This is a genomic window from Streptomyces sp. NPDC006335 (assembly GCF_040612795.1).
Lineage (GTDB): Bacteria > Actinomycetota > Actinomycetes > Streptomycetales > Streptomycetaceae > Streptomyces.
The window spans coordinates 147,966-171,752 of record NZ_JBEXQX010000001.1; the positions used below are offsets into that span (position 1 = coordinate 147,966).

At 71.0% G+C, this 23,787-nt stretch carries 23 protein-coding genes and 1 tRNA gene; 9 read left to right on the forward strand and 15 right to left on the reverse strand.

What is annotated here, in order from left to right; translation table 11 throughout:
- Nucleotides 1–283: 283 nt before the first annotated feature.
- From ABZ098_RS00710 to ABZ098_RS00735, 6 genes are all read left to right on the forward strand, one after another.
- A complete protein-coding gene (locus ABZ098_RS00710) occupies nt 284–1,051 on the forward strand; it encodes a DeoR/GlpR family DNA-binding transcription regulator (RefSeq protein WP_356585817.1) in 768 nt (255 codons plus the stop codon).
- Nucleotides 1,052–1,129: 78 nt separating this feature from the next.
- Nucleotides 1,130–2,503, forward strand: coding sequence for a sugar ABC transporter substrate-binding protein (locus ABZ098_RS00715; RefSeq protein ID WP_356585819.1), 1,374 nt, complete (start codon nt 1,130–1,132; stop codon nt 2,501–2,503).
- Nucleotides 2,500–3,438 carry a sugar ABC transporter permease gene (locus ABZ098_RS00720; RefSeq protein WP_356585821.1) on the forward strand — a complete coding sequence of 313 codons (939 nt, stop codon included), beginning with the start codon at nt 2,500–2,502 and terminating at the stop codon, nt 3,436–3,438. The genes ABZ098_RS00715 and ABZ098_RS00720 overlap by 4 nt, the downstream gene beginning before the upstream one ends.
- Nucleotides 3,435–4,292, forward strand: a complete 858-nt coding sequence (locus tag ABZ098_RS00725) for a carbohydrate ABC transporter permease (RefSeq protein WP_356585823.1) — start codon at nt 3,435–3,437, stop codon at nt 4,290–4,292. Before ABZ098_RS00720 ends, ABZ098_RS00725 begins: the two co-directional genes overlap by 4 nt.
- Nucleotides 4,289–5,278 (forward strand): zinc-dependent alcohol dehydrogenase family protein, encoded by a 990-nt coding sequence (locus tag ABZ098_RS00730; RefSeq protein WP_356585825.1) that lies wholly within the window; start codon nt 4,289–4,291, stop codon nt 5,276–5,278. The genes ABZ098_RS00725 and ABZ098_RS00730 overlap by 4 nt, the downstream gene beginning before the upstream one ends.
- A gap of 59 nt (nt 5,279–5,337) precedes the next feature.
- The gene (locus ABZ098_RS00735; protein WP_356587577.1) at nt 5,338–6,567 is read left to right on the forward strand and encodes a TerD family protein; all 1,230 of its coding nucleotides are present in this window, start codon (nt 5,338–5,340) and stop codon (nt 6,565–6,567) included.
- A 120-nt stretch (nt 6,568–6,687) separates the two neighbouring features.
- Here ABZ098_RS00735 and ABZ098_RS00740 read toward each other — a convergent pair whose 3' ends face one another.
- The 6 genes from ABZ098_RS00740 to ABZ098_RS00765 form a co-directional block, all read right to left on the reverse strand.
- On the reverse strand, nt 6,688–7,704 hold the full coding sequence (locus tag ABZ098_RS00740; RefSeq protein WP_356585827.1) for a 1-aminocyclopropane-1-carboxylate deaminase: 1,017 nt from the start codon (nt 7,702–7,704) through the stop codon (nt 6,688–6,690).
- Between the two features lie 38 nt (nt 7,705–7,742).
- Nucleotides 7,743–8,390 carry a GntR family transcriptional regulator gene (locus ABZ098_RS00745; protein ID WP_356585829.1) on the reverse strand — a complete coding sequence of 216 codons (648 nt, stop codon included), beginning with the start codon at nt 8,388–8,390 and terminating at the stop codon, nt 7,743–7,745.
- A gap of 84 nt (nt 8,391–8,474) precedes the next feature.
- Nucleotides 8,475–10,055: a TROVE domain-containing protein gene (locus tag ABZ098_RS00750; protein WP_356585831.1), complete on the reverse strand. Its 1,581-nt coding sequence runs from the start codon at nt 10,053–10,055 to the stop codon at nt 8,475–8,477.
- Between the two features lie 334 nt (nt 10,056–10,389).
- Nucleotides 10,390–10,459, reverse strand: a tRNA-Met gene (locus tag ABZ098_RS00755).
- A gap of 47 nt (nt 10,460–10,506) precedes the next feature.
- Nucleotides 10,507–11,967: an alkaline phosphatase PhoX gene (locus tag ABZ098_RS00760; RefSeq protein ID WP_356585833.1), complete on the reverse strand. Its 1,461-nt coding sequence runs from the start codon at nt 11,965–11,967 to the stop codon at nt 10,507–10,509.
- A 209-nt stretch (nt 11,968–12,176) separates the two neighbouring features.
- Nucleotides 12,177–13,601 carry a hypothetical protein gene (locus ABZ098_RS00765; RefSeq protein ID WP_356585835.1) on the reverse strand — a complete coding sequence of 475 codons (1,425 nt, stop codon included), beginning with the start codon at nt 13,599–13,601 and terminating at the stop codon, nt 12,177–12,179.
- Between the two features lie 292 nt (nt 13,602–13,893).
- Here ABZ098_RS00765 and ABZ098_RS00770 point away from each other — a divergent pair, with 292 nt between their 5' ends.
- Entirely contained in the window at nt 13,894–15,726 is a 1,833-nt protein-coding gene (locus tag ABZ098_RS00770; protein WP_356585837.1) for an endonuclease/exonuclease/phosphatase family protein, read from the forward strand.
- Between the two features lie 22 nt (nt 15,727–15,748).
- Here the strand turns inward: ABZ098_RS00770 and ABZ098_RS00775 are convergent, their stop codons facing one another.
- The 3 genes from ABZ098_RS00775 to ABZ098_RS00785 form a co-directional block, all read right to left on the reverse strand.
- On the reverse strand, nt 15,749–16,483 hold the full coding sequence (locus tag ABZ098_RS00775; protein WP_356585839.1) for an SRPBCC domain-containing protein: 735 nt from the start codon (nt 16,481–16,483) through the stop codon (nt 15,749–15,751).
- A 3-nt stretch (nt 16,484–16,486) separates the two neighbouring features.
- The gene (locus ABZ098_RS00780) at nt 16,487–17,083 is read right to left on the reverse strand and encodes a helix-turn-helix domain-containing protein (protein WP_356585841.1); all 597 of its coding nucleotides are present in this window, start codon (nt 17,081–17,083) and stop codon (nt 16,487–16,489) included.
- 62 nt (nt 17,084–17,145) lie between these two features.
- Nucleotides 17,146–17,847 (reverse strand): antibiotic biosynthesis monooxygenase family protein, encoded by a 702-nt coding sequence (locus tag ABZ098_RS00785; RefSeq protein ID WP_356585843.1) that lies wholly within the window; start codon nt 17,845–17,847, stop codon nt 17,146–17,148.
- Nucleotides 17,848–17,963: 116 nt separating this feature from the next.
- Here ABZ098_RS00785 and ABZ098_RS00790 point away from each other — a divergent pair, with 116 nt between their 5' ends.
- A complete protein-coding gene (locus ABZ098_RS00790; protein WP_356587579.1) occupies nt 17,964–18,950 on the forward strand; it encodes a YihY/virulence factor BrkB family protein in 987 nt (328 codons plus the stop codon).
- A gap of 130 nt (nt 18,951–19,080) precedes the next feature.
- On the opposite strand, the gene ABZ098_RS00795 is transcribed toward ABZ098_RS00790, so the two are convergent.
- The 4 genes from ABZ098_RS00795 to ABZ098_RS00810 are packed head-to-tail and all read right to left on the reverse strand — an operon-like array spanning nt 19,081 to nt 20,874.
- On the reverse strand, nt 19,081–19,584 hold the full coding sequence (locus ABZ098_RS00795; protein ID WP_356585844.1) for a DUF3618 domain-containing protein: 504 nt from the start codon (nt 19,582–19,584) through the stop codon (nt 19,081–19,083).
- Nucleotides 19,581–20,000: a phage holin family protein gene (locus ABZ098_RS00800; RefSeq protein ID WP_356585846.1), complete on the reverse strand. Its 420-nt coding sequence runs from the start codon at nt 19,998–20,000 to the stop codon at nt 19,581–19,583. The genes ABZ098_RS00795 and ABZ098_RS00800 overlap by 4 nt, the downstream gene beginning before the upstream one ends.
- 53 nt (nt 20,001–20,053) lie before the next feature.
- On the reverse strand, nt 20,054–20,749 hold the full coding sequence (locus tag ABZ098_RS00805) for a hypothetical protein (RefSeq protein ID WP_356585848.1): 696 nt from the start codon (nt 20,747–20,749) through the stop codon (nt 20,054–20,056).
- On the reverse strand, nt 20,746–20,874 hold the full coding sequence (locus ABZ098_RS00810; protein WP_256122893.1) for a hypothetical protein: 129 nt from the start codon (nt 20,872–20,874) through the stop codon (nt 20,746–20,748). The genes ABZ098_RS00805 and ABZ098_RS00810 overlap by 4 nt, the downstream gene beginning before the upstream one ends.
- 152 nt (nt 20,875–21,026) lie before the next feature.
- On the opposite strand from ABZ098_RS00810, the gene dapA reads away from it, so the two are divergent.
- On the forward strand, nt 21,027–21,920 hold the full coding sequence (gene dapA, locus ABZ098_RS00815; RefSeq protein WP_356585849.1) for a 4-hydroxy-tetrahydrodipicolinate synthase: 894 nt from the start codon (nt 21,027–21,029) through the stop codon (nt 21,918–21,920).
- On the opposite strand, the gene ABZ098_RS00820 is transcribed toward dapA, so the two are convergent.
- Both ABZ098_RS00820 and ABZ098_RS00825 read right to left on the reverse strand, forming a co-directional pair.
- Complete coding sequence (locus tag ABZ098_RS00820) at nt 21,921–23,141, reverse strand: WD40 repeat domain-containing protein (RefSeq protein ID WP_356585851.1); 1,221 nt, start codon at nt 23,139–23,141, stop codon at nt 21,921–21,923.
- A complete protein-coding gene (locus ABZ098_RS00825; protein WP_356585853.1) occupies nt 23,138–23,707 on the reverse strand; it encodes a SigE family RNA polymerase sigma factor in 570 nt (189 codons plus the stop codon). Before ABZ098_RS00825 ends, ABZ098_RS00820 begins: the two co-directional genes overlap by 4 nt.
- Nucleotides 23,708–23,787: the final 80 nt, after the last annotated feature.

Below are 23,787 nucleotides of genomic sequence, written 5' to 3' on the forward strand. Positions count from 1 at the left end.
ACCGAACGGGCCCGCCCGCAGCCGTGTCCGGGCATGGGTACCGACTGTGGATGGTTGCGCGCCAGCGCACCATCAGGGGCGCGGGGAACTGCGCGACCAGCCACAACACATCCGCAGCCGCCATACGACCGCACCACCCGAGCCCGTAGGCGCACTCCGCCCGAACGGGCACACGCGGTCACTATCACCCGAGCAACAGACCTGGTCACCGCACCCCACCGGCTGTACAACTTCCTCCAGACGGCCCGAACGGGCAGCGCACGACAGGAGGGCGGGTGACCGAATGACCAGAACCGCGGAAGAACGCCAGCGGGAGATCGTAAGGACCGCCCGCACCACCGGCTCCGTCGACGTCAACACCCTCGCCACCCAACTAGGCGTGGCCAAGGAAACCGTGCGCCGAGACCTCCGCGCCCTGGAGGACCACGGCCTGGTCCGACGTACGCACGGCGGGGCCTACCCCGTGGAGAGCGCCGGGTTCGAGACGACGCTCGCCTTCCGTGCCACCAGCCACGTGCCCGAGAAGCGCAGGGTCGCGGCCGCCGCGGCCGAGCTGCTCGGGGACGCCGAGACGGTCTTCGTCGACGAGGGCTTCACCCCGCAGCTCATCGCCGAGGCCCTGCCCCGGGACCGGCCGCTGACCGTGGTCACCGCGTCCCTTCCGGTCGCCGGCGCACTGGCCGGGACCGAGAACACCTCCGTCCTGTTGCTCGGCGGCCGGGTCCGCCCCGGCACCCTCGCCACCGTCGACCACTGGACGACCAGGATGTTGGCCGGCTTCGTCCTCGACCTCGCCTACATCGGCGCCAACGGCATCTCCCGCGAACACGGGCTCACCACCCCCGACCCGGCGGTCAGCGAGGTCAAGGCGCAGGCCATCCGGGCCGCGCGCCGCACGGTGTTCGCCGGCGTGCACACCAAGTTCGGAGCGGTCAGCTTCTGCCGGTTCGCGGAGATCGGCGCCCTGGAGGCGATCGTGACGAGCACGCTGCTGCCCTCGTCCGAAGCCCACCGGTACTCACTGCTGGGACCCCAGGTCATCCGCGTCTGACTCTCCGGCCCACGCGACCAGTAGGACTTCCGCGCCCCCGAGGCGCCCTTTATATCCCTCTATGTCCAGGAGCGATCCATGCGAACCCAGAGCCGACGACGGCCACCGCGAGCCACGCTCGCCATGGCCGCCGCAGGGACGCTGCTCACCCCGCTGCTCTCCGGCTGCTGGGTCGGAGCGGGCGGGGCCGGGTCGGGCGGCGACGCCATCAACGTCCTGATGGTCAACAACCCCCAGATGACCGAACTCCAGAAGCTGACCAAGGCCCACTTCACCAAGGAGACCGGGATCGAGGTCAACTTCACCGTCCTGCCCGAGAACGACGTCCGCGACAAGATCAGCCAGGACTTCGCCAACCAGGCCGGCCAGTACGACGTGGCGACCCTGTCCAACTACGAGATCCCGATCTACGCCCGCAACGGCTGGCTGCACGAGATGGACACGTACGTCGCCAAGGACCCGTCGTACGACGAGAAGGACGTCCTCGCCCCGATGCGCCAGTCGCTGACCGGCGACGACGGCAAGCTCTACGGCCAGCCCTTCTACGGCGAGTCGTCCTTCCTGATGTACCGCAAGGACGTCTTCGAGCAGAAGGGCCTGACGATGCCGGCCCGCCCCACCTGGACCCAGGTGGCCGACCTGGCCGCGAAGGTGGACGGCGCCGAGCCCGGCATGAAGGGCATCTGCCTGCGCGGCCTGCCGGGCTGGGGCGAGGTCATGGCCCCGCTCACCACGGTCGTGAACACCTTCGGCGGCACCTGGTTCGACAAGAGCTGGAAGGCGCGGCTCGACTCACCGGCCTTCGAGAAGGCGACGAAGTTCTACGTCGACCTGGTCCGCGAACACGGCGAGTCAGGCGCCGCCCAGTCCGGCTTCGCCGAGTGCCTCAACAACATGACCCAGGGCAAGGTCGCCATGTGGTACGACGCCACCTCCGCGGCCGGTTCCCTGGAGGCGAAGGGCTCCCCGGTCAAGGGCAAGGTGGGCTACGCCCCCGCCCCCGTCGAGGAGACGAAGTCCTCCGGCTGGCTCTACACCTGGGCCTGGGGCATCCAGGACGCCTCCCGCAACCCCGACAAGGCCTGGAAGTTCGTCTCCTGGGCCTCCAGCAAGCAGTACGAGCAGCTGGTGGGCGAGCAGATCGGCTGGTCCAACGTCCCGGCCGGCAAGCGGGCCTCGACGTACACCAACCCGGCCTACGCCAAGGAGGCCGCCGCCTTCCAGGAGATGACCAAGCAGGCCATCGAGCAGGCCCGGCCCAACGACCCGGGAGTGCAGCCGCGCCCCGCGCCCGGCATCCAGTTCGTCGGCATCCCCGAGTTCACCGACCTCGGCACCAGGGTCTCCCAGGAGATCAGCGCGGCCATCGCCGGACGCCAGTCCGTCGAGTCGGCCCTGAAGAGGTCCCAGCGGATCGCCGAGAAGATCTCCGAGGAGTACGAGGGACGATGACCGCCACCACCACGGCCCCCCTGGCCACCCCGACCGTACGCACCGCGGACCCCTCGAAGCCGCGGCTGCGCGCCTGGGCCACCCGCGCCCCGCTGCTCCCCGCCCTGATCTTCATGATCGTGGTCACCCAACTGCCCTTCGTGGCCACGGTGGTGATCTCGTTCTTCGACTGGAACTCCCTCTACCCGAAGGCCCGTCACTTCACCGGCGTCGACAACTACCAGGAGGTCCTCACCGACGCGGACCTGCGCCACTCGGTGTGGACGACGATCCTGCTGACCGTGACGGTGGTCCTGGTCAGCCTGGTCCTCGGACTGCTCCTGGCCCTCCTCCTCGACCGCCGCTTCAAGGGCCGGGGCGTGGTCCGCACCCTGCTGATCGCCCCCTTCCTGGTGGTCCCGGTGGCGGCTGCCCTGCTCTGGAAACACGTGCTCTACAACCCTGAATACGGTCTGCTCAATGGGCTGTTGCACTATGTGGGCGGCCCACAGCCGGACTGGATCTCGAACACCCCGCTGCTCGCGGTCGAGGCCTCCCTGGTCTGGCAGTGGACCCCGTTCATGATGCTCATCCTGCTGGCCGGCCTCCAGAGCCGCGACCAGCAGCAGATGGAGGCCGCGCGGGTGGACGGCGCGAGCGACTGGCAGGTCTTCCGCTATCTGACGCTCCCGCACCTGCGCCGCTATCTGGAGCTGGGCGCCCTGCTGGGCTCGATCTACATCGTCCAGAACTTCGACGCGGTCTTCACGATCACCTCGGGCGGCCTCGGGACCGCCAACCTCCCCTACACCGTCTACCAGAGCTTCTACCAGGCCCACGAGAACGGCCTCGCCTCGGCGGCCGGCGTCCTGGTCGTCATCGGCTCCATCATCATCGCGACCTTCGCCCTGCGCGTGGTGTCGTCCCTGTTCCGTGAGGAGGCGGGCCGGGCATGAGCAACACCATCGCCGTGAAGCGCAAAGGAGCTGTACCGCGCAAGGGACTCGGCCTCGGCCTGGTGGCCTGGCTGCTGGGGATCGTCTTCTTCCTGCCGATCGCGTGGATGGCCCTGACGTCCTTCCACTCCGAGACGGACGCGGCCACCAACCCGCCCTCCTTCGGCGCCGCCCTCACCCTGGACGGCTACCGCGAGTTCTTCGGCACGGGCGGCGGCGCGAGCCCCTGGCCCGCGCTGGTCAACTCGACGGTCGCCTCACTGGCCTCGACCCTCTTCGTCCTGCTCCTGGCCCTCCCGGCGGCGTACGCCCTCTCCATCCGCCCGGTCAGGAAGTGGACGGACGTCCTGTTCTTCTTCCTGTCGACGAAGATGCTCCCGGTGGTGGCGGGCCTGCTCCCCATCTACCTGTTCGCCAAGAACACGGACATGCTCGACAACATCTGGCTGCTGGTCATCCTCTACACGTCGATGAACCTGCCGATCGCCGTCTGGATGATGCAGTCCTTCCTCGCCGAGGTCCCGGTGGCCGTGATCGAGGCCGCGCGCGTGGACGGCGCCCGCCTTCCGACGATCCTCGCGCGCGTGGTGGCCCCCATCGCCCTGCCGGGCATCGCGGCGACCGCCCTGATCTGCTTCATCTTCAGCTGGAACGAACTGCTCTTCGCGAGGGTGCTCACCGGTGTGGTCGCCGAGACCGCCCCCGTCTTCCTGACCGGCTTCATCACCAGCCAGGGCCTGTTCCTGGCGAAGGTGTGCGCCGCGTCGCTCGTCATCTCCCTGCCGGTGCTCGCCGCGGGGTTCGCCGCCCAGGACAAACTGGTCCAGGGCCTGTCCCTTGGAGCCGTGAAATGAAGGCCGCCGTCATCGAGTCCGTGGGCCGCGCCGTCGTCGCCGAGGTCCCGGACCCGACACCCGGCCCGCGCGAGGTCGTCGTCGAGGTCGCCGCGTGCGGCCTGTGCGGCACCGACCTGCACATCCTCCAGGGCGAGTTCGCCCCCGAACTGCCGATCGTGCCGGGCCACGAGTTCGCGGGCGAGGTGGTCGGAGTCGGCACCCGGGTCACCGAGCTCGCGGTCGGCGACCGGGTGGCGGTGGACCCGTCCCTGTACTGCCACGAGTGCCGGTACTGCCGTACGGGCCACAACAACCTCTGCGAACGCTGGGCCGCCATCGGCGTGACCACGGCGGGAGGCGCGGCGCAGTTCGCCGTAGCGCCGGTCGCCAACTGCGTACGGCTGCCCGAACACGTCCGTACGCAGGACGCGGCGCTGGTGGAGCCCCTGTCCTGCGCGGTCCGGGGTTACGACGTCCTCCGGTCCCGCCTCGGCGCCCATGTGCTGATCTACGGCTCGGGGACCATGGGCCTGATGATGCTGGAGCTGGCCAAACGGACCGGCGCGGCGAGCGTGGACGTGGTGGACGTGAACCCGGCCCGCCTGGAGACGGCCCGCAAGCTCGGCGTCTCGGCGTCCGCCGCGAACCCGGACGAGCTGGACCGCCCGCAGGGCTGGGACCTGGTCATCGACGCGACGGGCAACGCGGCGGCGATCCAGGACGGCCTGGACCGGGTGGCCAAGGCCGGCACCTTCCTCCAGTTCGGGGTGGCCGACTACGCGACGCGGGTGACGATCGACCCGTACCGCGTCTACAACCAGGAGATCACCATCACCGGCTCCATGGCGGTCCTGCACAGCTTCGAGCGGGCGGCGGAGCTGTTCGCGAACGGAGTCCTCGACCCCGACGTCTTCATCAGCGACCGCGTCCCGCTGGAGCGGTATCCGGAGGCGTTGGAGCAGTTCGCGGCGGGAGTGGGGCGGAAGATCGTGGTGGTGCCGTAGGCCGCGGAAGATTAAGGGAACGGTAAAGCGGTGTCGCTCGTTCACCGGGCATGACAGCTATGACCCCCGGCTCGAACATCCCCCTCCCCGTCGCCCGAGTGACGGTGGACGTCTCCGCACCGGTGCGGCTCGACGTTTCGGGCCTGCTGCTCACCGCCGACGGCAAGGTGCGCTCCGACGACGACTTCATCTTCTACAACCAGCCGACGGGACCGGGGGTCACCTACCGGTCGGGCGGCGGTACGGCGCCGGACGCGATCAGCGTCGACACCGCCGCCCTGCCCCCCGGCATCGAGAAGATCGTCGTCACCGCCAGCCCCGACGCCGCGGGCCAGACCTTCCAGGGCATCGAGCCGACGGCCACGATCCGCAACGCGGACGACAACAGCGAGCTGGCCACCTTCACCCCGCCGCAGCTCGGCACCGAGACGGCACTGGTGGTCGTGGAGATCTACCTGCGCAACGGCGCCTGGAAGGCCCGGGCGGTGGGGCAGGGGTACGCCAACGGCCTGGCCGGGATCGCGACGGACTTCGGCGTGACGGTGGAGGAACCGGCACCCACGCCCGCCCCGACACCGGTGGCTCCGCCGGCCGCGCCGACCGTACAGACCCCGGTGGCCCCGCCCGCGCCGGCCATGGACCCCCGGCTCGCGCCGCCGCCGGCGCCCGCCGCTCCCCCGGCCCCGCCGGCCCCGCCCGCTCCGGGTGCCGGGAAGATCAACCTCGACAAGGGCCGCGTCAGCCTCCAGAAGAACCAGACCGTCTCCCTGGTCAAGGGCGGGCGTCCCCTGCTCTCCCAGGTCAAGATGGGTCTCGGCTGGGAGCCGGCGTACCGCGGCAAGGACATCGACCTCGACGCGTCCGTCATCGCCTACGGCCCGCAGCGCAACCACATCGACAGCTGCTACTTCGGCAAGCTGTCCATCGTCGGCGGCGCGATCAAGCACTCCGGCGACAACCTCACGGGTGAGGGCGGCGGTGACGACGAGGTGATCGTCGTGGACCTCGGGCGGCTCCCCCAGGAGGTCACCGGTCTCGTCTTCACGGTCAACTCCTTCTCCGGCCAGAAGTTCACCGAGGTCGCCAAGGCGTACTGCCGCCTCATCGACGCCGCGAGCGGTGAGGAACTGGTCCGCTTCGACCTCACGAACGCCGAGGCGCAGACGGGCGTGATGATGGCCAAGCTGATCAAGCAGTTCTCCGGCGAGTGGGAGATGACGGCGATCGGCGACTTCGTGAAGTCCCGCACGGTGAGGGGCATGGTGAAGCCGGCGGCCCAGGCGCTCTGAGCAGCGCCGGGCAGTGGCCCGAGGGCGGGTGAGTGGAGGCCGGCCGCGCGCTTCCCGGCGCCGCCGAGGTGGATCCAGCCGGCCTCACCCCCCGCTCGGCCATTCGCCGTCGCCTTTGGGCTAGAACAGCGCGCTGTACCCGTTGAGCGCCGGCTGTCCGCCGAGGTGGGCGTAGAGCACCGTGGAGTCGGCGCCGATCTCCCCGCGCCGGACGAGGTCGATCATCCCGGCCATGGACTTGCCTTCGTAGACGGGGTCGGTCACCATCCCCTCGGTGCGGGCGGCGAGGCGCATCGCCTCCAGGGTGGTCTCGTCGGGGATGCCGTAGACGCCCGCGTGATACCGCTCGTCCAGCTCCACGTCCTCCTCGGTCAACTCCTTCCGCACGCCGATGAGTTGCCCGGTGCGGTGGGCGATCCGGGCGATCTGCTCCCGGGTGGTGACCGGCTTGGCGGAGGCGTCGACGCCGAGGACGCGCCGGGGCCGGCCGCCCGCCTCCTCCAGCGCCCGGAACCCGGCGACCATGCCGGCCTGGGTCGACCCGGTCACCGAGCAGACCACGACCGTGTCGAAGAAGACGCCCAACTCGCGTTCCTGGTCGGCCACTTCATAGGCCCACGCGGCGAAGCCGAGCCCGCCGAGCGGATGGTCGGAGGCTCCGGCGGGGATGGCGTACGGCGTGCCGCCCGCCTCCTCGACGTCCCGGAGCGCCTGCTCCCAGCTCTCCTTGAACCCGATCCCGAACCCGGCCTTCACCAGGCGTACGTCGGCCCCGGCGAGCCGGCTGATCAGGATGTTGCCGACCTTGTCGTAGACGGCGTCCGGCCAGTCCACCCAACTCTCCTGCACCAGTACGCACTTGAGCCCGGCCCGGGCGGCGCAGGCCGCGACCTGGCGGGTGTGGTTGGACTGGACGCCGCCGATCGAGACGAGGGTGTCGCAGCCCTTGGCGAGCGCGTCGGCGACCAGGTACTCCAGCTTGCGGGTCTTGTTGCCGCCGTACGCGATCCCGGAGTTGCAGTCCTCGCGCTTGGCCCACAGCGCGGCACCGCCGAGGTGCGCGGTGAGGCGTTCCAGGCGGTGGACGGGGGACGGCCCGAAGAGGAGCGGGTAGCGGTCGTAGGACGAAAGGGGCACGGGGTCCTCCCGGGTGAGTCGCTGTGGGCGCTGTGGGCTCAGTCGCTGTCGGCGAGTTCGGCCAGTCCCCGCCAGATCTCCGCGGTGACCCGCACCGCCTCGTCCACGTCACCGGCCGCGCAGGCCTGGATCAGCCGGTCGTGCAGGCCGGCCGAACGGCAGCTGCCGCCCTCGCCGAACCGCCTGCGCTCCAGCCGCCGGATCAGGGGGGTGTAGCGGGCGGCGGTGGCGGCGGCCGCGCGGTTGCCGCTGACGCGGACGAGGACGTCGTGCAGTTCGTCGTCGGCGCGCAGCGCCTCGTCGACGTCACCGGCGGTGACGGCGGCCGCGAACCGTTCGTTGGCCGCGCGCATCATCTCGATGTCGGCGGCGAACAGCCGTGGCACGGCGACCCGCGTGACCAGTTCGTGCATGGCCCCGACCACGGCGGCGGCGTCCCGCACCTCGGCGGCGACGACCTGCGTCACCCGGGTGTAGCTCTGCGGCTTGCTCTCCAGCAGCCCCTCGTCGACCAGCCGCGAGAAGGCCTCCCGCACCGGCGCCCGCGACAGCCCGAGCCGCTCGGCGAGCTCGGCGTCCCGCACCACCGCCCCGGGCGCGATCTCCCCGGCCACGATGGCGTCCCGGATGGACGCGTAGGCACGGTCCCGGAGAAGGGTGCGGCCCAGCGGCCGTATGGCGTCCATGAACTGAAATGTTAGATGTCAGTAGTGGGGACGGACAAGGGTGTGACCCGCACCCCCGTGAAGTGCGGGTCACACGCTCGGGGCTCAGGCCGCCCAGGGCCAGTCGGCGTCCCGGGCCGCCTCGAGCAGCGGAACCATCCGGAAGGCCGCGTCCGAGAGGCCTCCGAAGGTGTGCCGGTTGCCGGTGCCGGAGGGGCCGTGGCCCGCCCGGTAGCCGGCGAGGTTCCAGGTGTAGACCGGCACGTCGGCCGGGACCTGCTCGGTCGGGCCGCCGCGACGGTGGTGGGTGTACTGCTCGTCCGTGACGATCAGCACCCGGTCCTGGCCCCGGTAGTGCGCACGGACCGCCGAGGTGGTGTCGGTGCCGCCCAGGTCGCCGAAGCGGCCGAGGATCTTCAGCACCGACTCGCCCCTGCCGAACGACAGGCGCCGGTTCGTGGTGCCGAACTCGACGAGATCCGCGTCCGCCGCCCGCAGCGCGAGCGCCGTACCGAAGATCGCCGCCGCGTCGGCCCGGTTGAGCTGCGAGCGGTCGGACAGCCGCGCCCACATCGAGCCCGAGCGGTCCACCAGGATCAGGGTCCGGCCGGGCAGCGCTGGCACGTTGGCCAACGAGTGGCCGAGCGCCTTCTCCAGCGGGTACGCCCAGCGCAGCGAGGGCGCGTGCTGGTACGCGGCGAGGTACCGGAAGGGGAACTGCCGCGACCGGGCCACCTCCGCCGGGTCGCTGATCCGGGCCGCCACCTGGGCCGCGACCTCGTCGGAGACCCCGGCCTCGTCGAAGTTCCGGAGGTTCCTCGTCAGGGCCATCGCGCCCATGGACGGAATCACGGCCTCCCAGGCCGCCTTGTCCATCGGGCCCTGGAGCCAGCCCGCCAGCGCCTCCCACGTCATCCCGGCCGCGGCCAGCCGCTCGGCCCCGCCCCCGGACATGACCATGGCGCGGCGACGCTCGACCGGCAGCGCCATGAGCTCGCGGTGCGCGGTCAGGACGCGGCTCGACTCCGGCGGCACGGCCGTGTCCGGGTGGTGCCGGCGGTCGAGGGCGTACTGGAACAGCTCGCCCTGCCACGGCTTGTCCGGGTCCGGGGCCGCGTGCACGAGGTTGAGGATGTCGCCGAAACGGTAGCCCTTGGACGCGGTGTCGTACTTCAGCAGCGACTTGCCGCTGTAGAGCCGTCGTACGGCGTCGGCGACCCCGCGCTTGACGGGCTGGGGGATGTTGCGGCCGTACCGAGCCGTCCAGTACCCGAGGAGCTCTCCGGGCTCGTCGGGCCGCTGGAGCACGGAGGCCACGACCTGCCGGTTCGAGGGGCCGTCGGTGACGCCCGCGTCGAGACGCGCCTTCACGTACTCGGCGGCGCCCACGAGCGAGGCGGTGCGCAGGTTGCCCTCGCCGCGCAGCCAGCCGAGCAGGCCCGCGGTCCAGGTCGGGTCGGTGACGGCGAGCCGCCGTACGAGTGCGGCGAACCGGTCGTCGCGGTCCGCGCCGGATTCGTAGAAGGTCTGCTGGGAGACAAAATTGGAGACCGCGAGCAGAAAGAGCTCGGAGCGTGCGTCCCGCTCGTGTCCGCGGCCGCCCTCGTAGGTCCGCAGGACGCGTCCCGTCGAGGTGACCCGCGAAGTGGGACGGGCCCGTGCGGCCTTCTTGTTGAATCGCGCCATGGTGAATTCCCCCGAATTCGTTTCCGTTTCGGAGGGAGGCGCAGCAAATGGAGGGTGCCCGAGGTCGAAGTCGGCTGCGGTGCTTATAACTGGCGCGTCTTCCGTTCCGCCACATCGGCCCGAGCCGATGACGGGATTCGAACCCGCACGAGGGCTTTCCCTCATCAGTTCCCGAAGTATCCGCTGCCTGCGCACCGGGCACCCACCATGAGCTGCGCCTCCCGAGATCAAAATGCTCGCACCGGGAGGTGCGTGAAGTTGTGGTGTCCAGAGTTCAGGTCGGCGGAACCGACATTAGGTGCTCTAACCCCTGAGCTACACCGGCGAGTTGTGCCGGTGGCGGGACTCGAACCCGCGGCCGCCCCATTATGAGTGGAAGTAGGTCCTGCCTTCGCACCTGGACGTTCATCACTCTAGGAGGCGTACCGCGGGCCGGGCGAGCGAATTAAGTTCAGCCGCGCTTCTGGCGCTTCCACGGCCCCGTGATCGCCAGCATGATCCCCGGGGTCTGGATGTTGGCGTACAGGGTCTTTCCGTCGGGCGAGAAGGTGACGCCGGTGAACTCGCTGTACTCCGGCTCCTCTTCGGTGCCGATGTTGAGTTCGTTGCGGGCGATCGGGTAGGTGCGGCCGCTCTCCGTCGCGCCGAACAGGTGCTGGACGCCCTCGCCGTCCTCGGCGATGACGAGGCCGCCGTAGGGGGAGACGGTGATGTTGTCGGGGCCGTCGAAGGCGCCGTCGACGGAGGGGTCGGGGTTGACGCCGAGGAGGACCTTCAGGGTCAGCGTGCGGCGCTTGGGGTCGTAGAACCAGACCTGGCCGTCGTGCTGGACGGGGCTCTCCTCACGGGCGTACGAGGAGACGACGTACGCGCCGCCGTCGCCCCACCACATGCCCTCGAGCTTGCGGGCGCGGGTGACCTGCCCGTCGGTGAACTGCTTGCGGACGGAGACCGCCTTGGCGTCGCGGTCGGGCACGTCCACCCAGTCGACGCCGTACACCGTGCCGATCTTCGTGGCGCGGGAGAGGTCGTCGACGAACTTGCCGCCGGAGTCGAAGCACTTGAAGGCCTGGAGGACCCCCGCGTCGTCGGCGAGGGTGCGCAGCTTGCCGCGGCCGTGGCGGAAGCCCGCCGGCGGGGTCCAGCGGAAGAGCAGGCCGTTGGGGCCGGAGGCGTCCTCGGTCAGGTAGGCGTGGCCGCGCTTGGGGTCGATGACGACCGCTTCGTGGGCGTACCGGCCGAACGCCTTGACGGGCTTGGGGTCGCGGTTGGCGCGGCGGTCCTCGGGGTCGACCTCGAAGATGTAGCCGTGGTCCTTGGTCATGCCGTTCTGGCCGGCCTTGTCCTCGGTCTCCTCGCCGGTGAGCCAGGTGCCCCAGGGGGTGGTGCCACCCGCGCAGTTGGTGGAGGTGCCGGCGATGCCGACCCACTCGGCGACATGCCCGTGGCGGACCTCGACGACCGTGCAGCCACCGGAGGCGGCGGGGTCGTAGACGAGGCCTTCGGTGAGCGGCACGGGGTGGGGCCAGTTGGCGCGCGGGCCCTTGAGCTCGTGGTTGTTGACCAGGAGGGTCGCACCGCGGGGGCCGCAGAAGGCGGCCGTGCCGTCGTGGTTGGACGGGGTGAACTCACCCGACTCCAGCTTGGTCCGGCCGCTGTACGTGATGACCTTGTACGTGAATCCGGCGGGCAGCGCGAGCAGGCCGTCGGGGTCGGCGATCAGCGGCCCGTAGCCGACTCCGCGGTGGGCGCCCGCGGACTCCCCGCCCGCGGCCTCCGCGCCCTCGCTGTCGACGTCGGTGGCGGCGAGCGCGTTCGGTGCGGTGGCGAGGGCGCCGACGGTGCCCGCCAGCGCGACACCGGCACCGGTGAGCGCGGTTCTGGCGGCAAAGTCCCTGCGGGTGAGCGACATGGTGTCTCCTGAGACGGTGGGTGAACGCCGTGGAGGGTGGGGGACCTCGGGTCGGCGTTACGGTCCCGCCCACACCTGAACACCGGTTGAACGCCAGGAGGCTTCAGTGCACCCGGTTCCATGAACCGACAAAGGGCAGGGGAAGCGACCCTTCAGGGGCGCGGGGAACCGCGCGAGCAACCCCCACCCAGCCGCACCCCGCGACGGCCTCAACCCCCCTGCTGCGACCGCGCCTTGAACGCCGCCTTCCGGGCCTCCTTGGCCACCTTCTTGTCGGGATGCAACCGCCCCATCGCCTCCAGCACGTCCGCCGTGGCGGGGTGGTCGACCTTCCAGGCCGCCGCGAAGAACCCTCCGTGCTGCTGGGCCAGCCCCTCCACCAGCCCCTGGAGCTCCTCGGAGTTCCCCTCGGCGGCCAGTTGCGCGGCGATCGTGTCGACGGTCAGCCAGAACACCATGTCCTCGGAGGGCGCGGGTACGTCCCCGAAGCCACGCTCGACCAGCCAGACCCGGGCGAGCCCACCCAGTTCGGGGTCGTCGAGGACCTCCCGCAGTGCCGGTTCGGCGACCGTGCCGACCAGCGACAGGGCCTGCTGGCAGCGCAGCCTGCGCAGGGGCGCCCCCGTGTCGCTCCCCCGGGCCGCCGCCAGCAACTCCCGTGCGGCCTCCAGGGGTTCGCGCCGGTCCAGCCACTGCTCGGTCTCGGCCTGGGCCGCCGAGGGAGGGAACGCGGCGGTCCCGTCGAGCAGCGCGTCCGCCCCCTTGTCGGCGAGGTCGCCGACGGCCGGCGCCGGGATGCCCGCCTCCAGCAGCCGTGACCGCAGCCCGTACAGGCCGAGCGGGGTCAGCCGCACCATGCCGTACCGGGAGACGTCGGTGTCGTCGACGGCCGCGGCGGGCTCCTCGTCGGCGTCGGCCATCAGGGCCTCGTCGACGGGCTGGTACTCGACGAGCCCCACCGGTTCCAGGACCCGGAACTGGTCGTCCAGCCGCATCATCGCGTCCGACACCTGCTCCAGGACGTCGTTGGTCGGTTCGCCCATGTCGCTCGGCACGATCATCGACGCCGCGAGGGCGGGCAGCGGCACGGGTCCGTCGCCGGGGCCGTCCTCACTGACCGTGAGCAGGTAGAGGTTGCCGAGCACCCCGTCGAGGAACTCCTGCTCGGCCTCCGGGTCCCAGTCCAGGGAGGCGAAGTCGACCTCCCCCCGCTCGTCGAGGGCGTCGACCAGGTCGTCGAGATCCGGCACGCTCGCGTCGGCCAGGGCCGTCTCCAGCGCCGTCAGCCACACGCCGAGCACGTCCTGCGGGGACCCGGACAGCAGGGCCAGGTCCTCGCCGGTGGTGACCGTGCCCTCCTCCTCGTCGACGATCTCGACGAGCCCGGTGTCGACGGCGACCCGCCATGCCTCGCTCGCGTGGGCCGCCGCCTCGTCCCCGGTCAGTCCGAGGTGAGCGGCCGCCGCGGGCAGCTGCTCCTCGACGAGTCCGCCCCCGGCGTCGACCCGCGTGTCCTCGCCGGCCCAGCGGGCGAGCCGGGCGGCCCGGGCGAGCAGCGGCGTGGACAGGGCGTCCCGCGCCAGCTCCGCTTCGGGGTGCAGCCGCACCGGCGGCAGGGGGGAGCTGTCTGACATCGGCTGGTTCTCCTAGGACGCGTCGTGCCACTCAGCCGCTCAGCGTAGACGGATATCCACCTATGCCGCCCGGTTCATCTCCCCGACAGGGTCCGTACATGGCTGAAACCTTGACAACTGGGCTGACCAGGCAGGAGATTGACGCGCGTAGAAACCCGGCGGACACCTGTTCACTGTATTTTTGCGCACGGTATTTTCTACGCGCGTCGCAACCGCCCCCACAGGTCGCGGCTCCCACCGTTCCACGTTCACCCTCGTCCCGGCGCCTACGTTCGTCCCCGGAGGGATCCCGTTGCCGAGCAAGAAGTCCGCGCGTCTCGCCGCGCTCACCGTCGCCGCCCTGTCGGCGGCCACCGCCTCTCAGGTCGTTGTCCTGCCTACGCCCGCGCACGCGGCAGCCGTCAGCATCCATGACATCCAGGGCGCGACCCGAATATCCCCGTACGCCGGTCAGAAGGTCACGGATGTGGCCGGAATCGTCACCGGCGTGCGCACCTACGGCTCCTCCAGAGGCTTCTGGATCCAGGACCCGAACCCCGACGCGGACCCGGCCACCAGTGAGGGCGTCTTCGTCTTCACCAGCTCCGTCCCGAAGGTCGCCGTGGGTGACGCCGTCACGGTCACCGGCACGGTCTCGGAGTACGTCCCGGGCGGTACGTCGAGCGGCAACCAGTCGGTCACCGAGATCACCAAGCCGACGGTCACGGTCGTCTCCAGCGGCAACGCGGTCCCGGCGGCCACGGTGGTCGACGCGAGGTCGGTCCCGGCCGCGTACGTCCCGGCGGGCGACCCCGCCGCGGGCAACTCGATCAACGGCCTGACCCTGCAGCCGAAGAAGTACGCCCTGGACTTCTACGAGTCCCTGGAGGGCATGAACGTCCAGGTCAAGGACGTTCGCGTGGTCGGCGCGACGGACCCGTACACCGAGCTGTGGGTCACGGTGAAGCCGCGCGAGAACGCCACTCGCCGCGGTGGCACGCTCTACGGCTCCTACGACTCGCAGAACACCGGCCGACTCCAGATCCAGTCGCTGGGCTCGACCTCCGCCTTCCCCGTCGCGAACGTCGGCGACGTGCTCACCGGCTCCACCGCGGGCCCGCTGGACTTCAACCAGTTCGGCGGCTACACCCTGGTCGCGAACGAGATCGGCACACTGAAGAGCGCCGGTCTCGCGCGGGAGACCACGCAGAAGCAGAAGAACGGCGAGCTCGCGGTCGCGACGTACAACGTCGAGAACCTCGACCCGTCCGACGCCACCTTCGAGGAGCACGCCTCCGCGATCGTGAACAACCTGAAGTCGCCCGACATCGTGTCCCTGGAGGAGATCCAGGACAACAACGGCGCGAAGGACGACGGCACGACCGCCGCCGACTTGACGGTGACCAAGCTGATCGACGCGATCGCCGCGGCGGGCGGCCCGAGGTACGACTGGCGCTCGATCGACCCGGCCAACGACACCGACGGCGGCGAGCCGGGCGGCAACATCCGCCAGGTTTTCCTCTTCAACCCGCAGCGGGTCTCCTTCACCGACCGCGCCGGCGGCGACGCCACCACGGCGGTGGGGGTCACCAAGGTTCACGGCAAGGCGCAGCTGACGGTCTCCCCGGGCCGTGTCGCCCCCACGGACGACGCCTGGAAGTCCAGCCGCAAGCCGCTGGCGGGCGAGTTCGTCTTCCGTGGCCGCACGGTCTTCGTGATCGCCAACCACTTCAACTCCAAGGGCGGCGACTACGGTCTGACCTCGGCGGTCCAGCCGGTGCCGCGCAGCTCGGAGATCCAGCGCCACCAGCAGGCGACCCTGGTCAACGCCTTCGTCAAGGACATCCTCGACACCCAGAAGAACGCGGACGTCATCGCTCTCGGCGACATCAACGACTTCGAGTTCTCCGACACCGCGAAGATCCTGGAGGGTGACGGCGAACTCTGGTCGGCGATCAAGTCGCTGCCCAGGAGCGAGCGTTACACCTACGACTACCAGGGCAACCAGCAGGTCCTGGACCAGATCCTGGTCAGCCCGTCGATCCGGCGGGGCTGTGACTTCGAGTACGACAGCGTGCACATCAACTCGGAGTTCAACGACCAGATCAGCGACCACGACCCGCAGGTGCTGCGCTTCAAGCCGTAGTACCCGCTGAACTCCCGCCCGGTCAGGCCTGGTTGAACACCCCGTTCAGCCAGGCCTGCCACTCGCTCTCGCACTCCTTGATGTCGGTGTCCGCCGAGAAGTCGTGCAGGGAGATGCCGACCGGGTGGCCCCAGTGGTTGCGTCCGAAGACGCGGGTGAGGCCCCGCTCGGTGCGCAGCCCGATGAAGTAGGGGTCGCGGTAGTCGACGACGGCCTCGAAGGTGTCGGGGCCGTGGACCGTCACGCGCGTACCGGCGGCCACGTCCTCGCCGACGCCGAGCGCCCGTCCCACGACGGCGAGGGCGTCGGGCGCCTTGGACGCCTCGGGTCCGTCGAAGGTCGCGAAGGCGGCCGGGCGGGGCGCGAAGTGGGTCAGGTACTCGCGCAGGGTGTGCAGATAGAAGTCGGTGTGCTTGGCGGCGCCGTCGTACTGGTTGTCCCAGTCGTCGACGAAGATCCCGCTGTGGACGTAGCGCACCCAGGCCCGTCGGCCCTCGTCACGGGGTTCGACGGTGTAGTCGAGCTGGTTGAGGGTCTGCTGGGAGATGCCCTCGACGTCCTCGACCCGGTTGGTGTAGCGGTGCGGCGGGTCCCAGGCGGTGACCTTGGACCCGAAGGGGCCGGTGCCGCCGACACGGGGCTCGGGCGGCTCCATCGGCCACAGATAGCCGCCGGTTCCGGTGGTGATGGCCTCCCACACCTGCTCCGGGGTGGCGTCGACCTCGAACTCGCGGGCGATCTCGAACTCTTTGGACATGATCTACTCCAACTCGGTCTGTTTCAGCGTGGGATGGACGGCGACCACGATCCGGTGGTCACGGCCCCCCTCGGCGTCCGGAGCGTCGTACTTGCGGATCAGGCCGGTGACTCCGGCCGTCAACTCCTCGATGAACGCGGCGCGTTCCGCGGCCGAGGCGAAGCGCACCTCGCCGTCCAGCGCGTAGGTCGCCAGCCGCTTGCGGGCCTTCGCCGCGCCGGTGATCAGCGAACCGACGTCCCGCACCAGTCGGGCCCCGAGCGCGAGCAGCCAGCGTGCGGAGAGCTGGTCGCGGAAGCGGTCCGGGTCGGGCTGCACGGAGGCGAGGGCGAGCGGTGAGATCACGTACGAGGCCGCGGTCGCCCGCATCAGCCGCTCGGTGACGTTGCCCTTGCGGCGCTCCCCCGCGAGCTCGACCAGGCCGTGCCGCTCCAGCGCCTTGAGGTGGTAGTTCACCTTCTGCCGGGGCAGTCCGACCTTGCCTGCCAGCATGGCGGCCGACGCGGGGCCGGCCGCCAGCTCGGCCAGCAGCCTCGCCCGTATGGGGTCCAGGGAGGCGGCTGCGGCCTCGGGGTCCTCGATCACGGTGACGTCCAGCATGGGTCCACCGTCTCACCGAAAACTTTTTTTGTCCAGACGATCAGAGTTTTCGGTGCGGGTGCCTACCCGGGAAGCAGGCCCAGCGCGTGGTCGTACCGGCTGACCACGCTGCTCTTCAGCCCCGGCCAGGTCTGCACGCGCTCCCAGCGCTCCGAGGCCGAGCCGATCCCGTTCCCCGGTGCGGCGAGGGCGTCGAGGTGTGCCTGGGCGCTCTCCCACTCGGCGTAGTTGAGGACGCGGGTGCCGTCGGTGCTGAGGTGGAAGTGGGCACCGATGCCGCCGGGGTGCGGGTTCGGTTCGTTCTCCAGCGCTTCGACGACGGCGTCGACCCAGGCGCGCTGCCGCTCGGGGTCGGGGCCCTCGAACTCGATGTCGACGATCACGACGCACCCCGGGACCCGCGGGTCGCCGTCCTGGACGACGCTGCGGTAGTGCCGGTACCGGCCGAGGCCCATCCGCTCGATGTGGGGCACGGCGGTGTCGATCTCGTCGACCCGCTCCAGCCGCTGGGTCCGCGCGAAGGCCTCGTAGGCCTGCTCGTCGGTCCACTGCGAGTAGTGCAGAAGGCTCGCGGTGTCGTGTCCGGTGTAGACGTGGTAGCCGAGGAGTCCGTCGGCGGGCCACGGCCGGCGTTCCCAGGCGCCGGCGACGGCCTCGACGGTCTGCCGCTGCCGCAGCGGGTTGCCGACCCGCCACGTGCTGAAGAGGGACGCGCCCACCTCGGGCCGGGTGAGGTCGGGATGGGTGTCGGTTCGGCGGGTCATGCGCGAGGCCTCCTCGGATCGCTGCTCGATGTGTCCTGGCACCCACCCTTCAACCTCAACCAGGATTCAGGTCAAGTCGGCGGTTGAGCAGGTGGTTTCGGGAGACCCGCCACGGCATGGAGGAGCAGGCCGACGAGCAGCCGAAGAGTCCCGTCAAGTTGCCCGCGCGAGCCTGGCGGGCGGTGCTGGGGCGTACGGCGAAGGAGTTGCTGGACGACGAACTCGCCGACCGGGCGGCGGCGTTGACGTACTACGGCGTTCTCTCGCTGTTCCCCGCCCTGCTGGTGATGGTGTCCCTGCTGGGTGTGGTGGGGCAGCGCGCCACGGACAAGATCCTGGACAACATCGGGAGCCTCGCGCCGGGTCCGGCCCGGGACATCCTGCGGGACGCGGTCGTCCAGCTCGGCGACAGCGGCGGCACGGGCAGCGTCCTCGCGATCCTCGGACTGCTCGCCGCACTGTGGTCCGCCTCCGGGTACGTCGCCGCCTTCATCCGTGCGTCCAACGCGGTGTACGACCTTCCCGAGGGGCGCCCGGTGTGGAAGCTGACGCCGCTGCGGCTGGCGCTGACCGTGACGTTGATGCTGATGCTGGCGGCGAGCGCGCTGATCGTGGTGTTCACGGGTCCGCTGGCCGAACGGGCGGGCAGGGCGGTGGGGTTCGGTGACGCGGCGATCGCGATCTGGGGCGTGACCAAGTGGCCGGTGCTGCTGCTCCTGGTCGTCGTGATGATCGGGCTGCTGTACTGGGCCGCCCCCAACGTCCGCGGCCGCGGCTTCCGTTGGATCTCCCCGGGCAGTGTCCTCGCCACCTTGGTCTGGCTCGCCGCCTCCGCCGGGTTCGCCCTGTACGCCGCCAACTTCGGCTCCTACAACAAGACGTACGGCACCCTCGCCGGCGCCATCGTCTTCCTGGTGTGGCTCTGGCTGACGAACATGGCGATCCTGGTGGGTCTGGAGTTCGACGCAGAGCTGGCCCGGGAGCGGGCGATCGCCTCCGGCGCGGCCGAGTCGGCGGAGGAGCCGTACGTGGAGCCCCGGGACACACGGAAGTGGCCGCCGAGGCTGCGGGCGTCATGGCTGCGGGCGTCACGGGAGAAGTGACCCCGCAGCGGCCCGACGGCACACACGGACGTGGGCGGCACCCGTGCTTCCGGGTGCCGCCCACGTACGGCCTTCGGTGCACCGCGTCCGGCCTTTTACCGCGGCCTGCTTTCCGGCCCTTTACCGCGGCCTACTTCTTCGGGTACCGCCAGGACACGACGACGATCGTGGCCAGGGCGGCGCCGACGATCAGCGCCGGCCGGGGATGCCGTACCGCCGCCATGACCAGGGGCCGGGCCGGCCGGGGCACGCTGTGTTCCGCCCTGCGCTCCAGCGCGGCACTCGTCCGCGTGGCCGTGCCCTGGGTGATCCGGCCCGCCCGCTGCGTCCGGTCCTGGACCCGGTGTCCGGTCTTCGCCGCCCGGTCCTGGACCAGGTGGCCGGCCTGCGTGGCCTTTTCGTGCACCGTGTGACCGGCCTGCGCGGCGCTGCTGCGCAACTGCACGGTCATCGCGCCGGCCTTGTCCCTGAGGTCTGCCGCACGGGCCTGCGCACGGCCCTTGACGTCCATCTTTCCTGCCAACTCCTCCACCGTGTCGCCCAGTTCGCTGCGGGTCCGCGCGATCTGGCGGCGCAGCTCATCCGGTCCCTTGGCCCCCGTCGCCGAGGGCTCGCTGCTCTTCCTGTCCGTCATCGGTGCGCCCTTTCCCTGATCTCCTCGACGTCCGCCTTGACGCTGCCGAGGGCCTCCTCGGGCGTCGGGGGTGTGGCACGGCGGAGCTGGGCGCGGCCGGTGGCGGCGAGCACTCCCGCGATCACGAACAGCACAGCCGTCACGATCAGTGCCGAGACCCACACCGACAGCACCAGGGAGAGCGCGGCGGTGGCCGTTCCGGCGAGGGCGAGCAGTCCCGCGTAGGCGAAGGCGCCGGCCGCGCCGAGCAGCCCGCCGCCCTTCCCGGCCCGCCGGCCCTTCTCGGCCAGCTCCTCCTTCGCGAGGGCGACTTCCTGCCGCACCAGCCTGGAGACCTGTTCGGTGGCCTGTCCGACGAGTTCGCCCACCGAGTGATGTTCGTCGTGCGCCGGCCTGGGGGCCGTGGTTCCGGTCACGGTGTTCCGCCTCCTCTCGGTCGGAACACCCGGGTACCCGGCCCCGCCCCCCGCTACCCCATCCGCGGACCGCCGTCCGGACCGCGCTCCCCGAGCCGGGCCAACTGGCTCTGGAACCAGTCGAGCCGGGCCTGCAACAGAGCCGCCTCGGCGGCGAGTTCGGGCACGCCGAGCTCCCCGGGCAGGCCGGGATCACCGAGCGCGGGGGCGGCGGCCGGCCGTGCCACCACCCGCAGCCCCTCTCCGGCCAGCCGGGCGAACCCGGCGAGCGAGACGGCCGTACGTCCGCGCAGGCAGCCCGCGCAGGAGGGGGCCAGGGCCCGCCAGCCGGGTCTGCCCCAGCCGGCGTCGGCGAGCGCCGCCGCGACCGTGCCGCAGGCGCAGGGTCCGACGGTGGCGGTCCGCACCCGCTGGCGGGCGTAGCGGAAGCCGAGCTCGAAGCGGAGGTAGCGGCCGAGAACCAGGACGTCGAGGAGGACGGCCGTGCGGTGCTCGGCCGTGCACAGCAGCGCCTCGGCCGCCGCGCGGTCGTGCACGCAGTGGAAGCCGCAGTCGCAGCGGCGGTTCGGCGCCCGGTGCCGCAGGCCGTAGACGCAGGACGCGTCGGCCAGGACGCCGTACGGCAGCGCACCGCCGAGCGAGACACCGGTGAACCCGGCCCGGGTGCCGTCCTGGGACAGCACCGGGTGGGCGATCTTGTATCCGGTCGGCGGCTCCGTCGGGCGTTCCTCCGGAAGCCGCAGCCTCATCGGGCCGCCGGAACCTCTTCGGGGGCCTTCAGTTCCTTGATCTCCTCGGGGAGCTCGAGCTCCTCCTCGTGGATCTCCGGCCGCTCTTCCGCGACTCCGGTGGCGAGTGCCTTGCCGAGCTTCATGACGCCTCCAGGACCAGGGGTCGTGCACCGTCCTGACCATGGTGACCCATGCGGGCCCGATTTGGACATAGCGCCTTTTCGCAGCATCCCTTAGCGATATCTCGTAGGAGAATTAAGTGGAGCTTCACGGTCGAGCTGTCGAGACTACCCGTATGACCTCTGCTGCCCCGCCCTTCGGCCGCGCCCTCTGCGCCATGATCACGCCCTTCGACGAGCACGGCGCCCTCGACCTCGACGGCGCGCAGAAGCTCGCCGACCACCTGGTGACGCGGGGCTGCGACGGACTCGTACTGTCCGGCACGACGGGTGAGTCGCCGACCACGACCGACACCGAGAAGTCGGCGCTCGTCAGGGCGGTGCGGGAGGCGGTGGCCGGGCGGGCCTCGGTCGTGGCGGGGGTGGGCACCTTCGACACCGGGCACACCGTGGAACTGGCCCTGGCCGCCGAACGGGCGGGCGCGGACGGGGTGCTGGTGGTCAGCCCGTACTACAGCAAGCCGCCGCAGGACGCGCTGGAGGCGCACTTCCGCGAGATCGCCGACGCCTGCGGACTGCCCGTCATGCTCTACGACATCCCGGGCCGCACCGGCACCCGCATCGAACCGGAGACGATGCTCCGGCTCGCCGAGCACCCCCGGATCGTCGCGGTCAAGGACTGTTCCTACGACTTCCTCGGCGCCCAGAAGGTCCTGGACCGCACGGAGCTGGCGTACTACGCGGGCTGCGACGAGCACATCCTCGCCCTGTACGCGGTGGGCGGGGCGGGTTACGTCAGCACGGTGGCCAACGTGGTCCCCGCTCAACTCCGTGCGGTCCTCGACACGTTCGAGGCGGGCGACACCCCCGTGTCCGCCCGCCTCCAACAACGGGCCACGCCGCTGATCGAGGCGATGATGTCGGCGGGCCTGCCCGGCACGGTCACTGCCAAGGCCCTCCTCCACGCGCTCGGTCTGCCCGCGGGCCCGGTCCGCGCCCCGCTGCGGCCCGCCGGCCGGGAGGCGGCCGACGGGCTGCTGGCGGAGTACGAACGCCTCGTGGCCGCCTGATCAGGGCTGGGCGAAGACCGGCTCCCAGCGCCCGGCGTCTCCGTCGTTGCCCGCTCGGAAGCCGCTGAGCGGGACCTCCTTGGCGCTGCCGATGGTGACGAGCACGAGCCGCTGGTGGAACTCGTTCTTGTCGTTCTTGCCGATGTCCCAGGCGATGAGCTGCTTGTCGCCCACCCAGGCGAGCAGCTGCTGGCCACGCACCTCGGTCCTGGCGCCGGTCATGGCGTCGCGGACCCAGGAGGAGGTCTTCCACTTCCCACCCGCGAAGTCACCGGCGACGAGCTTGCCGTTCGGCGACTTCCCCGCGACCACGAACCACTCCGAGTGCTTGTCGTTCGCCGGCGTGGGGGCCTTGACGCCCTTGAGGTCCCAGAACTCCTTGCCGATGTCCTGCATGGGGTTCCCGGCCCAGATGTGCCGGCCGTCGTCGGTGAGGGCGAAGTCCTGGCGGGAGTTGAGGAAGCCGGCCCCGAACTCACCGTCGTCGGAGGCGAGTTTCACCTCGTTCCAGGCGCCTTTCCCGGAGGCCACGTCGAGGACGTAGAAGCCGGTGCGGCTCGACCTCCTCTCCTGTACCCAGTCGTCGGCGTCCTGCGTCCTGATCCGCAGATCGGGGTTCTTGGTGTACGTCGTGGCGACCAGCTTGCGGCCGTCGCGGGAGAAGGCGAGCCCGCCGACGCCGTGGTCGACCGGGATCCACCGCTCGACCTTGCCGGTGGCCAGGTCGAGCATGCCGATCCGGGAGGCGGGCAGGTCCCGTTCGAGGACGGCGGCGGTCCTCGCGCCGGGGGCGACGGCGACCCAGGACCAGTCCGCGGCCTCGGTGTACTTGCCGGTCTTCGGGTTCAGCAGGTGGTAGGTGCGCTCGTAGACGGCGGTGTCCGCGGTCTTCTTCACCGTCTCCGGGATGAAGTACGCGGCCAGGGTGGTGCCCCCGACGGAGATCTCGTCGCGCGGCGGCGACTGGTCGGGGTGGGACTCGACCTTCTTCGGGGTCACGATGCCGCCGGAGGGCCGTACGTCTTCCTTGCCGGAGTCCAGCAGGGGTACACCCACGCCCACGGCGACCGCCACCACGGCGGCCACGGCGCCGGCCGCCGCCCTACGGTTCCGGCGGCGGCGCCGGACGGCGAGCACCCGGTCGGCGAATCCCCCTGCCGCCGGGAGCTGTTCGGCGGCCTGCTCGCGCAGGGCGTCGCGCACGATGTCGTCGACGTTCACGGACGCACCTCCACGGGCGAGTAGTCACGGGCGTCCGACCGCTCGGCCTCCGCGGGCCCGAGGGCGGCCAGTTCGGGCGCGAGCTGACGCAGCCGGGCCAGCGAACGGTGGGTCGTCGAGCGCACGGTGCCGATCGAGCAGCCCAGCAGACGGGCCACGTCGGCCTCGGGCAGGTCCTCGAAGTAGCGCAGCACCAGGACGGTGCGCTGGCGTGCGGTGAGCCGGGACAGGGCCTGGCGCATCACGAGGCGCAGTTCGGCCGCGGCGGCGGTGTCGGCGCCGGGCTCGAAGGCTCCCGGCGGCTCGGGCGGCTCGGCGACGCTGACCTCCCGCCGGGGCCACTTCAGCCGCCAGCGGCTGACCTGCTGGCGGTAGAGGACCTGCCGTACGTAGGCCTCCGGCTCGTCGATCCTCTGCCACCGCCCGGCCGCCTTCACCAGGGCGTTCTGCAGCAGGTCCTCACCGGCGTGCCGGTCTCCCCCGCACAGCAGCACAGCGGTCTTCAGCAGGGCGGACGACCTGCTGTCCACGAAGTCCCGGAAACTCTCCAGCCCTTCGGCATTCATCGTCACCTTCTCTTCCCCGGCGACACCTGTGCGCCGCCCCTCCGACCCTTGTGACGCCTGCGGGTGGCCGCCGCTATGCC